Genomic DNA, 12,188 nt, shown 5'->3' on the forward strand with positions numbered 1-12,188 from the left:
CTCCCGGCACCACGGCGGGCGCTGGGCCGCAGGGCGCGGGACGGACCGGTCTCGTCGGCGGTCATCGGCTCTCATCTGCTCTTATCGGCGCAGCCGCGAGGCGGCCACGGCTGTCACCGACAGGAGCACCAGGGCCGCGGCGGGGGTGGCCACCGCCCAGGGGGCCCGCTCGATGTAGGGCAGGGCCTCGGCCAGGACCAGTCCCCACTCGGGGGTGGGCGACTGCGTCCCCAGGCCGAGGAAGCCCAGTCCGGCCAGGGCCAGGGCGATGCCCGGCAGGCGCAGGGCGGCGTGGCGGGCCAGGGGGCCGATGACGGCCGGCAGCACCCGGGTGGCGGTGATGCGCACCCTCCCCTCCCCCAAAACGGGGGCGATCTGGATGTCGGGGCGCTGGCGGGCCTCCACGACCAGGGCGGCGGCGTGGGAGGCCAGTGGCGCCCAGGCCACGGCGCACACGGCCAGGGCGGCCCCGATCCCGCTGGGCCCGGTGATGGCGGCGACGATGAGGCCGGCCAGCACCGGCGGGGCGGCGTTGGCGACCTCGGTGGGGCCGGTTGACGCCCGCGGCGCCAGGCCCAGGAGGAGGGCGATGAGCAGGCAGGCGGCGGTGACCGCCAGGGCGCTGGCGGCCGTGGAGGCAGCCCCGTGCGCCACGCGGGCCAGCACGTCGCGCCCCAGGGCATCGGCCCCCAGGGGCATGGCGGCGCTGGGGGCCTGGAGGCGGGAGGCCACAACCGCGTAGGGGTCGCGCCCGATTCCCGCGATCACCATGACCACCAGGGCGGCGCTCCCGGCCGCGGTGATGAGCGCGGCCGCGCGCTGGGGGTGGGCCACCGGCGCCGCGGCGGGCAGGCTGGCCCCGGCGGCGCTGCCCATGAGGGCGCGACGGGCCAGCCCGGCGCCGGCGCCCGCCAGGAGGGCCAGGGCCAGCAGGAGGAGGATCCCGGCCTGGAGGGCGGGGATATCCTGGGCGCTGGCGGCCCCCAGCAGGGCCCTGCCCACCCCGGGGATGGCGAAGACCTGCTCGACGGCCACCGCTCCTCCAGTCAGGCCGACGACGACCAGGGCCACCTGCCCGGTCAGCGGGGTCACGGCCCGGCGCAGGACGGCCAGGGCCAGGGCGCGCCGGGGGATGCCGGCTGTGGTCCAGGTCCCCACCCAGCGCTCGGTGAAGGTCGAGGTGATGGCGTCGGCCAGGAGCCCTCCGAGCATGCCGCCGGCGGGCAGGCCCAGGCTGAGGGCCGGCAGCACCACCTGGGCGGGGCTTCCCCAGCCGTAGGGCGGCAGCAGGCCCAGGTAGACCGACAGGATGAGCAGCGCGATGGGGGCCAGGAGGTACTCGGGCAGGGAGGTCAGGATGGCGGCCCCGGTCCCGCCGCGGGGTCGGGGCCGTCCGGCCAGTCCGTCGCGCATGGCGGGCGCGGCCAGCGCCAGGGCCACGACGGCGGCCACGGCCAGGGCGGCTCCCATGAGCCCCAGGGACAGGGTGAAGGCCTGCCAGGTCCCGGGACCCACCTCGCGCCCGGAGACCCAGGAGGTGCCCAGGTCGCCGCGGGCCAGACCGGCCAGCCAGTGGCCGATACTGCCCAGGGGCCCGCCGGCCAGGCCCAGGCTCTGGCGGATGCCCTCGAGGACCTCTGGGGTGGGCTCTCGCTCGGAGGAGGTGGCGCGCAGGATGGTCAGGGCGGGATCGTTGCTGGACAGCCAGGGCATGGCGCCCACCAGGCCCACCAGGGCGGCCATGGCCGCCACCCGGGAGGCCGTGATGACGGCGCCATCGCCGAGCCGGCCGGTCAGCCCGGCGCGCAGGCGGGCGCGCCCTGCCCGCCAGGCCCTGATGGGCAGGGCGCGGACCCGGTCGGGCACAGGGGGCACAGCGGGCACAGCGGACTCAGCGACCTGGGCGGACTCGGCGGGCACAGTGGACTCAGCGCCTTGGGAGACCTCAGCAACCTCAGTGGGCTGGGAGCCCTCAGTGATCTCGGTGATCTCAGTGCTCCCGGTGATCTCAGTGCGCGCCGCGGCGGTGGAGTCGGGGCTCACTGGCTGATCTTCGTGGCGGTGGTGATCAGGGCCCGCTCGCGCGGGTCGCGCTCGGCGCCGCTGAGCCCCGCGGCCTCGCCCTGGAGGACCCGCTCGTGCAGGAGGGGGACGGCGGCGCCAGTGGCCAGGATCGCCTGCTCGGCGGCCATGATCGCCTTGTGGCGCTCCGTGCCGACCTCCAGCGCTCCGGCGCGCGTGACGGCGGAGTCGACGGCGTCGTCGGCCAGGAAGCTCAGGGAGAAGGATCCGGAGGAGGAGAAGTCGGAGACCATGTAGGCCACGGGGTCCCCGGAGTCCAGGACGGTGGCGCGCGAGAGCAGGAAGGCGTCGAAGGCCCCGGCCAGGGCGTCGGGCTCGATCTGGGAGTACTCGCGCACATCGGTTGTCACGGTGAAGCCGGCGGCCTCGAGCTGCTGGGCGAGCAGGACGACGATCTCGCCGAGCTCGGGGCGGTCGGTGTAGGAGCCCAGGGTGATGGTGGTGCCGGCGGGGACGCTGCCGGCCTTCGTGGCGCCGGAGGCCTTGCCGGTGGCGGCCGCCCCTGAGGAGCCGGCGAAGACCTGCGAGCCCCAGGCGCGGTGCTCGGCCGCCCAGGTCAGGGCCGGGCCCAGCAGTCCGGCGGCGGGGTCGGCGTGGCCCTCGTAGACGGTGGTGATGAGGGCGTCGGGGTCCACGGCGTCGCGGACGGCGGCGCGGATGGCGGGGTCGGTGAAGACGCCGGAGCGGGTGTTGAGGTAGAGGGTGGCGGTGCGGGGCATGGGCACCTCGTGGAGGAGGCTGTCCTCCAGTGAGGCGGCCTGGGAGACGGGGATGGCCTCGACCAGGTCGGCGGTGGAGGTGCGCAGGGCGGCGCCGCGGGCGGTGCCATCGGGCACGAAGGTCACGTCGATGCCGGGGGCGGCGGCCTTGTCCCCCCAGTAGTCGTCGTAGCGCTCCAGGGTGGCCGAGGCGGTGCCATTGAGGGTGGTCAGGCGGAAGGGGCCGGTGCCATAGCCGACGGGGTTGACGGCGCCGTCTGGCTGATCGGGGTAGGCGCCGGCGGCCAGGATGGCCAGCTGGGGGCTGGACAGGCGCTGGGGAACGAGGGGGTCGGCGCTGGATGTGGTCACGACGACGTCACCGCCGTCGGCCGTGGCCGTCAGCTCGGTGCCGTCCAGGATGCGCGGCGGGGTGGTGTAGGCCGCCGCGAAGCTCAGGCATGCGGCCACCTGCTCGGCCGTCAGCTCGGTGCCGTCATGGAAGGTCACGCCCTGGCGGATGGTGAAGCGCCAGGTGGTCTCGTTGTCCTGGGTCCACTCGGTGGCCAGGGCGGGCTGGGCGCCGCCCTCGGCGTCCAGGACGACCAGGGTCTCGGCGCAGGACCAGCGCGAGAGCTTGAAGGCGTCATCGGTCAGGGGGTTGAGCCCGGAGCGGGGCGGCTGGAGCATGGCCAGGCGCAGGCGGCCGTCGCCGGAGGTCGAGGAGGTGGAGCAGGCGGCCAGTGCGGCGGCTGATCCGATGCCGACAAGCGCGAGGAACTGACGGCGGGTGGGGGTGTAGGCGGGGCTCATGGTCTCTCCTTGGGTCTGTGGTGGCCGGTGGCCGGCCACGCTGATGGGCCCGGCTCAGGCGGGCAGGTCGGGGACGGCGTCGCGCAGGGCGCGAGTGGCCGGGTGCGCGGGGCTGGTGAGGATTCGCCCCATGGGGGCGTCCTCGACGATCCGGCCCTGGTCCATGACCAGGCAGCGGTGGCAGATGCGGGCGACGGCGGCCAGGTCGTGGGAGACGACCAGGAGGGCCGGGGCGGGCACGGCGCCTTGCTCAGCCGGGGCGGGCACGGCGCCACGCTCAGCCGGGGCGGGCACGGCGCCACGCTCAGCCGGGGCGGGCACGGCGCCACGCTCAGCCGAGGCGGGGTCGTCGTCGGGCTCGGCAGGGCTGGCGGGGCCGGCTGAGCTGGCTGAGTCGGCGGATGGGTCCGCGGCCGCGCCCAGGGCGGCCAGGAGCGCCAGGACCTGGCGGCGAAGGGCGGGGTCGAGTCCGGAGACGGGCTCATCGAGCAGGAGGTAGCGGGGCCGGGGGCCCAGAGCCCTGGCGATGGCCACGCGCTGGGCCTGCCCGCCGGAGATCTCGTGGGGCCGGGAGCTCCATCGGCTGCGGGGGATGTCGAGCTCGTCGAGGAGCTGACCGGCGCGCTCCTCGTGGGCTCTCGCCCCACCCTCGATCCCCAGTGTGCGCAGGGGCCGGGCGACCTGCTCCAGGATGGTGCGGCGCGGGTCGAGGCTGGCGGCCGCCTCCTGGGGGACGTACTGCACGGCGCGCCGGTAGGCCCGCAGGCGCCGGGCGCTGCCGGCTCGCACGGGTGCGCCGTCGAGGCTGATGGTCCCGGTGTCGTGAGGGCCGGGGCGGTCGGCCAGGAGGAGGGCGCGCAGCAGCGTGGTCTTGCCGCAGCCCGATCTGCCCAGCAGGGCGGTGCTCTGGCCGGAGGCGATGTCCAGGTCGAGGCCCGTGATGACGGCGCGTCGGCCGGAGCCGTCGGGGTGGGTGCGGGTCAGGCCGCGGACCTCCAGGCCGCTCATGCGGCCGCGCCGGGCTGCTCGGCGTGGTGGGACTGGCAGGCGCCGCAGGCGGCCTGGTGCGCGCCAACGGCGGCCAGGGCGCTGCTGAGCGTCTCATCGGCGGCGGCGCGGCGCATGGCCGCTGTGGCGGGGTGAGCGGGACGGGTGAGCAGGCGCTCGGTGGGCCCCTGCTCGATGATCCGGCCGCCGGCCATGACGGCCATGGACTGGCAGGTGGCGGCTGCGGGCAGGTCATGGGTGATGAGGAGCAGGGCGGGGGCGCTCTCGGCCCGGGTGAGGCTGGCCAGCAGGTCGAGGATCTCGGCGCGGGCGATGACGTCCAGGGCGGTGGTGGGCTCGTCGGCGATGAGCAGGGCCGGGGATCCGGCCAGGGCCAGGGCCAGGCAGGCCCGCTGGCGCTGGCCGCCGGACAGGCGCGCGGGCACGCGGTCCCCCAGGCCCTCCAGGCCGACGCGGGCCAGGAGGGGCTCGGCGTCGCCCCCCTTCCTGCTGCCCTGGTCCGCGGCGCAGGCCATCTCGATCTGCCGGCCCACGGGGATGAGGGGGTGGAGCGCCGGGGTGGGGTCCTGGGGAACCAGGGCGATGCGGGCTCCGCGGGGACGCTGGGCGGCGGGGATCGGGAGCAGGTTGGGGCCGGCCGGCGCGGCGCCGTCGTCCTGGCCGTCGGTGACGGTCAGGCTCCCGCTGACCTGGAGATTGGGCGGCAGGAGTCCCGCCAGGGCGGCGCAGGTCAAGGACTTGCCGGCGCCCGAGGCACCGACCAGGGCGGTGGAGGTCCCCGGGGTCAGCTCCAGGTCGACGCCGTCCACCAGGGTGGCGGCGTGAGAGAGCACGCGCAGTCCGTCGAGCAGGATGGTCACCGGAACACCCTAAAGGCGATTGAGAATCAATTTCAACTCTGCGGATCCGCGAGCCTCGGATCCGGCGGACTCGCGCGGAAGCGCCACGAGGAGCGCCTCACCAGGGACCAGGGTCCGGTAGAACCGGGTCACGAAGCGTGACATGCATCACATCAGACATTCATAGACGATTCTGTGTTTCGCCTATCGTTGCAACGATAGATCATCACAGAAGCATCACCCTCAATCTCGCGTTCGCGCATTCACAATGCCCCGAGAGGCTGACGATCACCCCGGATGTCGCTAGCCTTGATACGCACCAACGCCAACCGATGGGCGAGATGACGCGGGCCCATTGCCCTGCACGTCCCGCCAAGCACAACGCGCTCTCTGCGCGCCTCGATGTACGCAGGTCCGTCTCGCGACCATTTCAGCGTGCAGGCAGTCGCCGCGCAATTTTTTCACTGCGGCGCGAGATTATCCCACCTCATTCGCGCCCACCCTACAAGAAGGAGGAAGCGTGAGCGCTTTACGCGCAGACCACGTATTCAAGGTGTTCGGACGCTCAGCGCGACAAGCCGTCGCCGAGCTCCAGAAGGGCAGGAGCCGCGAGGAGGTCTCCCGACTGGGCACCGCCGCCGTCATCGACGCGAGTCTCGAGGTGCGCAAGGGCGAGACATTCGTCGTCATGGGACTGTCCGGGTCGGGGAAGTCCACGCTCCTGCGAATGCTCAACGGCCTCCTGCCCCTGACCTCAGGGCACGTGTCGATCGACGGGCAGGACCTGACGACGATGTCCGATAAGGAAGTGCGCGCCATGCGCAGGGAGAAGATCTCCATGGTCTTCCAGCACTTCGCCCTCCTACCGCATCGCAGTGTCCTGGAGAACGCGGCATACCCCTTGGAGATACAGGGAGTGGAGAAAACAACCCGCCATGAGAAGGCCGCCAAGGCCCTTGAGCTCACCGGCCTGGCAGGATGGGAGAACTCCATGCCCTCCGCGCTCTCGGGCGGAATGCAGCAGCGCGTCGGCCTGGCCAGGGCGCTGACCGCCGACACCGACATCCTCCTCATGGATGAGGCATTCTCCGCACTCGACCCCCTCATCAGGCGGGACATGCAGGAGCAGCTCGTCGACCTCCAGGCGACCCTGGGCAAGACCATCGTTTTCATCACCCACGACCTCAACGAGGCGATGTACCTGGGGGACCGCATCGCCGTCATGCGCGACGGACGGATCGACCAGATCGGCACGGCCGAGGAGATCCTCTCGGCGCCCGCGAACGACTACGTCGCCCGCTTCGTCTCCGACGTCGACCGCTCCCGCGTCCTGACCGCCGACTCCCTGGTGGAGAACCCGCCCGTCGTCGTGCGACCGGGCGACGGCCCCAAGGTGGCGCTGCGCCAGATCAACGACGCCAAGGTCGAGGGGGCCTACGTCGTGACCTCCGGCAGTCGCGAGCTGCTCGGCTCGGTGTACGCCGAGGAGCTCGCCGACTCCCTGCAGCACGGGACCGCCCCCCGCACCATCAGCGAGTCCCTTGTCCACCCCGACACCACTGCCGTGCACCCGACGACCACGCTCAGCGACATGTTCTCCGCCTCCGCTGAGGCGCGCCTGCCCCTGGCCGTGACCGACGAGCAGGACCGCTTCATCGGGATCGTGCGCCGCGTGGCCATCCTCCAGGCCCTGGCAGGATCGCCCGATGAGGACGGCCCCTCCGAGGCCGATGCCCCGGGCGCCACGGCGCAGGCCGCGGACGGTGCCGCGGATCCCGCCGAGACGCACCCCGATGACAGCAGCGATCACACCAGCGACCCGGGGCACGGCACCGCCGAGACCTCGACGAGCACCGACCCTCAGGAGGAGGCACGATGAGCGGCGAGCTGTGGTACAGGATCCCCCTGGGCCAGTGGGCGGAGTCCGCCGTCGACTGGGTGACCCGCTCCTGGAAGGTGGTCTTCGACGGCCTGACCCAGGTGCTGGAGTCGTGCTACACGGCGGTCGACACCATTCTGGCGACGCCCCCGTTCTGGCTCATCATCGCCGCGCTGACCGCCCTGGCCTGGTGGGCGCGCGGATGGCGGGGCGCCCTGAGCTCCGCCGCGGGCTTGCTGGTCATCTACGGCATGGACCAGTGGGACAACGCCATGAACACCCTGGCGCTGGTCCTGGTCTCCTCGTTCTTCGCCCTCATCATCGGCATCCCGCTGGGCATCTGGGCGGCACAGCGCCGAGCGGTCTCCCACACGGTCCGCCCGGTCCTGGACTTCCTCCAGACGATGCCGGCCTTCGTCTACCTCATCCCCTTCGTCATCATCTTCCAGGTCGGAATCGTCCCGGCGATCGTGGCCACGGTCATGTTCGCAGTGGCGCCGGGAGTGCGCTTCACCGAGTTGGGCATCCGTCAGGTGGACAAGGAGGTCGTCGAGGCCGGCCGGGCATTCGGTGCCACCCCCGCCCGCGTCCTCTACCAGATCCAGCTGCCGCTGGCCCGCCCCACCATCATGGGGGGAGTCAACCAGGTCATCATGCTCTCCCTGTCGATGGTCGTCATCGCCGGAATGGTCGGGGCCGAGGGACTGGGGGGCGACGTCGTCGCCGCGCTTCAACGGGTCGATGTGGCCCTGGGCACCGAGGCGGGGCTGTCAGTGGTGCTCCTGGCCATCTACCTCGACCGGGTCACGGCCGCCTTCGGCTCGCGCAGCGCCACCCGAGGGGAGTAGCCGTCGCCTCCCTGATCCGACCTGATCCGACCTGATCCGACCCGACCGGCCACGATGAGACGGCACCGGCCGGTCACCAGACACCGACGACCACGATTGACGAACTTGACGAAAGGACCCTCATGACCGCCCTCAGCCATCCCACCACCCTGTCACGTCGCAGCGCGCTGCTGGCAGGCGCAGGAGTCATGGCCGCCACCGGCCTGGCCGCCTGCTCCGGCAGCTCCTCCAGCAGCAAGAACCTGAAGATCGCCGTCCCCTCGGGCTGGGACGAGGGCGTCGCCGTGTCCAACCTCTTCTCGGTGGTCCTGTCCGACATGGACTACAAGGTCACCCTCTCCGAGGCGGACATCGGGGTCACCTTCACCGGCCTGTCCAAGGGCGACTACGACCTCATGCTGGACTCCTGGCTGCCCACGACCCACGCCGCCTACATGGACAAGTACAAGAGCGACCTCGAGGACCTAGGCACCTGGTATAACGAGGCCAAGCTGGCGCTGGCGGTCAACAACTCGGCGCCGATCACCTCCATCAGCGAGCTGGCCGGGTCCGCCTCCGAGTTCAACAATGAGATCATCGGCATTGACGCGGGAGCGGGCCTGACCCAGATCACCCAGGACAAGGTCATCCCCGGCTACGGCCTGGACTCGATGACCTTCAAGATCTCCTCGACGGCGGCGATGCTCTCCGCGCTCGACGGCGCCATGAAATCCGGGGAGAACATCGTGGTGACCCTGTGGAGCCCGCACTGGGCCTACACCGCCTACGACATCCGCGACCTGGAGGATCCCGACGGCCTCTACGGCGCGGCCGAGCAGATCCACTCCCTGGGCCGGAAGGACTTCACCAAGGACTTCCCCGAGGTCGCCGAGATGGTCAAGGGCTTCAGCCTGACCTCCGAGCAGCTCAGTGACCTGGAGAACCTCATGATCAATGAGAACAAGGGCAAGGACAACGAGAAGTCGGCCCGGACCTGGCTGGAGAAGAACCCGGACGTCAGGGCCGCCATGGAGACGCCCTCTGCCTCCTCCTCGGCGGAGAGCACAGCCTCAGCCTCTGCCTCAGCAGGCTGAGCCGCTGGAGGACGAGGGTTCGCGTCGACGACGAGGGTCTGCGTACCGGACGAGGGTTCGCGTCATCCGACTGGGGGTAGCACAGGGGTGATTGACGCAAAGTCACGTCGTCGACGCGAAGTCACGTTCACGGCGCCGCGCGCCCGGCCCGCACTCCGCCGCGCGCCCGGCCCGCACTCCGCCGCGCGCCCGGCCCGCAGGGCGCGCGGCGCCTCACATGCCGGGCCTGCCCAGGTCCAGCACCGCGTCCAGGCCTGCACAGGCCGACCATTCGACTACCTTATGCTCAACGCCGGACGTGACGATGTTATGATCGTCGAGAGCAGGAGGTGAACTATGGCGCAGATGGAGGTGCGCGGCGAGGTGACGTCGCCGCAGGCCCTGGGGCGCCTGCTGTGCCAGGCCCGCATGTCCACCGGGATGAGCCAGCGCGAGCTCGCCGAGCACCTGGGCATCTCCCAGCGCTACGTGTGGGAGATGGAGACCGGCAAGCCGTCCCTGTACACCGACCGGCTCTTCGCCTTCATGCGCGCCACCGACATGCGCCTGACCGCCACCCTCACCATCGATGACAGGCTCTTCGATGAGTGACCTGCGCGTTGAGCTGGACGGAGCCCTGATCGGCACGCTCCGGGGCGAGTGGCGCACCTTCGACTTCCACCCGGCGCGCGAGGGCATCGAGCGATTCGGCCTGGAGTCGACGGCGCTGTCCGTGGCCATCCCTCTGACATTGGCGCCCCGTCGTTCGGAGCGGGAGCGGCGCCAGGCGTGGTTCGCCGGGCTCCTGCCAGAAGGACGCATGCTCAGTCGTCTGGCCGCAGAGGCGGACCTTCCCGTTCACGACACCGTTGGCCTCCTGCGGCGCTATGGGAGGGACCTCGCCGGCGCACTGCAGATCTGGGACCCCGAGGCCCCCGGCGAGCCTCGCACGCCCCGCCTTGAACCGCTGTCCGTGCACGGCGTGGCCGACCTGCTGCGCACCGTCCAGGACTCCCCGCTGGGCAATGCCGACGCGCACGGCAGAACATCCTTGGGCGGCGTCCAGGACAAGATCGTCCTGACGCTCCAGGACGGGAACTGGCACCGGGCCTTGGACGGCTATCCGTCGACCCACCTGCTCAAGCCGCACTCCTCATTGCTGCCCACACTGATCGGGGACGAGGCCTACGGCTCCTTGATCGCCCAGCACCTGGGGCTGGCCGAGCACCGAACATGGATCGAGTCCTTCGAGGACGTCACCACCCTGGTCATCGAGCGCTACGACCGCACGCAGGACACCCCGCCTGGGCGCGTCCACCAGGAGGATCTCAGCCAGGTGCTGGGGGTTGTGGGCGACCAGAAGTATCAGCGCATCGGCGGGCGCGTCTCCTGCACTCGGGTCGCACAGGCACTGGTGGCGCGCCTGCCTGACGCCGAGGAGTCGCTGAGATGGCTGACTCGCATGGTGACGTTGTCGGTCGCGGTGGGGAACCTGGACATGCACACCAAGAACCTCTCGATACTCCACCCCCCAGGTAGCCAGCCGCGACTTGCCCCGGCTTACGACGTCGTGCCCATGGCGCACCGGGCGGGCGACGGAGAGATGGCGCTGGCCGTGGCCGGCGAGTACCGCCACGCAGCACTCACATGCGAGCACCTGGTCGCAGAGGCGAGATCCTGGGGCCTGGGCGCCAACGACGCGCAAGGCCTTGTCACCGGGACCGTTGAGGAGATCCGGGACTACGCCCGCGCACACGACGCCCCGCCACCGGCGGACCCCCGCCTGCCTCACATCATCACCGCATTCTGCGACCGTCTCCTGGCAGGCCAGGAGGTCGGAAGCGTCCAGGACTGAGCCCGCGACCCAGGACGACCAGCCGCGGGCGCAGGCTTCGCATGGCCTGCGGACCGCAATGGCGCCGCTGGTAGGGTCGATGGGTGACTCTGCTCGAGATGGCGCGAATCCACGGCGGCGAGTTCGTGATGCGCGACGCCCGAACATCCTCGACGCGGACCGTGGCGGTGGAGCCCTTCAGCCTTGCGACAACGCCTGTCACAGTGGCCCAGTTCTCCCAGATCCAGATCGGTCATGCCGCCGGCGACTCGGGCTTTGCCCCACTGTGCGCGGTGTCGTGGATCGACGCGGTCCGCTGGTGCAACACCGCATCCATTGCCCAGGGCCTCGACCCCGCCTACCGGCTCGACGGCGCGACCGCGTCCTGGGACGTGGGAGCCGATGGGTACCGGCTTCCCACGGAGGCTGAGTGGGAGTGGGCCTGCCGCGCGGGGACGACGGGCCCTCGGTACGGCGAGCTCAGGGACATCGCATGGACGGAGCAGGACGGACTCGACGGCCCCGCGCCCGTGGCGACCAAGCGACCCAACGCCTTCGGCCTGTACGACATGTTGGGGAACGTGTGGGAGTGGTGCTGGGACTACGCCGATCCGGCGCGGTATGCGGACTACCGGTCCCTTCGTGGCGGTGGGTGGGCGGACAAGGCGTGGAGCTGCCGCGCTTCCGTGCGACGCGGGAGCATGCCCACGGCCCGGTTGGACGACGTCGGGTTCCGCGTCGCCCGGGGCGCCGTGGAGCCCTCAGGTGACGACGAGGTCCAGGGGTGGTCCCACCAGCGAGACGTCTCGCGGGCGAGTATCACTGGTCCCATCCCCTTCGGTTGGACACCGCTTCGCGAGATCACCTAATCACGTCAGCGCGGCCGCCTACGATGGTGCCGCCTTCTCCGGCTCCTCTTCCCGGAACACCTAAGTGTCCTTGCCGGGGAAGGAGGGAGCCAGGGAGGAGGTGAGGGCCGTGACCCGACCGAAAGGCCGGCACGCCAAAGTCCGCGAGGATAAGGAAACGGCCCGGCAGGTGAGCGACGTTCTTAATGCAATCGCTCGCCTGATCCGGGCCGTTGGTGTCCTTGTGGATGCCCTCGGTCGATGGTTCACATGACCCATCGGCCTCG

At 71.4% G+C, this 12,188-nt stretch carries 10 protein-coding genes; 6 read left to right on the plus strand and 4 right to left on the minus strand.

The window, feature by feature from the left end:
• Positions 1-81: 81 nt before the first annotated feature.
• From EL266_RS00505 to EL266_RS00520, 4 genes are read right to left on the minus strand one after another with little or no spacing between them, the layout of a single operon-like run.
• Positions 82-2,043: an ABC transporter permease subunit gene (locus EL266_RS00505; RefSeq protein ID WP_232012058.1), complete on the minus strand. Its 1,962-nt coding sequence runs from the start codon at positions 2,041-2,043 to the stop codon at positions 82-84.
• Positions 2,040-3,593 (minus strand): ABC transporter substrate-binding protein, encoded by a 1,554-nt coding sequence (locus EL266_RS00510; RefSeq protein WP_026427902.1) that lies wholly within the window; start codon positions 3,591-3,593, stop codon positions 2,040-2,042. The genes EL266_RS00505 and EL266_RS00510 overlap by 4 nt, the downstream gene beginning before the upstream one ends.
• Positions 3,594-3,647: 54 nt before the next feature.
• The gene (locus EL266_RS00515) at positions 3,648-4,601 is read right to left on the minus strand and encodes an ABC transporter ATP-binding protein (protein ID WP_026427901.1); all 954 of its coding nucleotides are present in this window, start codon (positions 4,599-4,601) and stop codon (positions 3,648-3,650) included.
• Positions 4,598-5,461, minus strand: a complete 864-nt coding sequence (locus EL266_RS00520) for an ATP-binding cassette domain-containing protein (protein WP_084501099.1) — start codon at positions 5,459-5,461, stop codon at positions 4,598-4,600. The genes EL266_RS00515 and EL266_RS00520 overlap by 4 nt, the downstream gene beginning before the upstream one ends.
• Before the next feature lie 499 nt (positions 5,462-5,960).
• On the opposite strand from EL266_RS00520, the gene EL266_RS00525 reads away from it, so the two are divergent.
• From EL266_RS00525 to EL266_RS00550, 6 genes are all read left to right on the plus strand, one after another.
• Complete coding sequence (locus EL266_RS00525) at positions 5,961-7,319, plus strand: quaternary amine ABC transporter ATP-binding protein (RefSeq protein ID WP_084501097.1); 1,359 nt, start codon at positions 5,961-5,963, stop codon at positions 7,317-7,319.
• On the plus strand, positions 7,316-8,167 hold the full coding sequence (locus EL266_RS00530) for an ABC transporter permease (protein WP_026427900.1): 852 nt from the start codon (positions 7,316-7,318) through the stop codon (positions 8,165-8,167). The genes EL266_RS00525 and EL266_RS00530 overlap by 4 nt, the downstream gene beginning before the upstream one ends.
• A gap of 122 nt (positions 8,168-8,289) precedes the next feature.
• The gene (locus tag EL266_RS00535; RefSeq protein WP_051281414.1) at positions 8,290-9,240 is read left to right on the plus strand and encodes a glycine betaine ABC transporter substrate-binding protein; all 951 of its coding nucleotides are present in this window, start codon (positions 8,290-8,292) and stop codon (positions 9,238-9,240) included.
• 336 nt (positions 9,241-9,576) lie between these two features.
• Positions 9,577-9,831: a helix-turn-helix domain-containing protein gene (locus EL266_RS00540; protein ID WP_197719256.1), complete on the plus strand. Its 255-nt coding sequence runs from the start codon at positions 9,577-9,579 to the stop codon at positions 9,829-9,831.
• On the plus strand, positions 9,824-11,074 hold the full coding sequence (locus tag EL266_RS00545) for a type II toxin-antitoxin system HipA family toxin (protein ID WP_026427898.1): 1,251 nt from the start codon (positions 9,824-9,826) through the stop codon (positions 11,072-11,074). The genes EL266_RS00540 and EL266_RS00545 overlap by 8 nt, the downstream gene beginning before the upstream one ends.
• An 83-nt stretch (positions 11,075-11,157) precedes the next feature.
• Positions 11,158-11,922, plus strand: a complete 765-nt coding sequence (locus tag EL266_RS00550) for a formylglycine-generating enzyme family protein (protein WP_026427897.1) — start codon at positions 11,158-11,160, stop codon at positions 11,920-11,922.
• Positions 11,923-12,188: the final 266 nt, after the last annotated feature.

Origin of the sequence: Actinomyces slackii (assembly GCF_900637295.1) — a bacterium.
Lineage (GTDB): Bacteria > Actinomycetota > Actinomycetes > Actinomycetales > Actinomycetaceae > Actinomyces > Actinomyces slackii.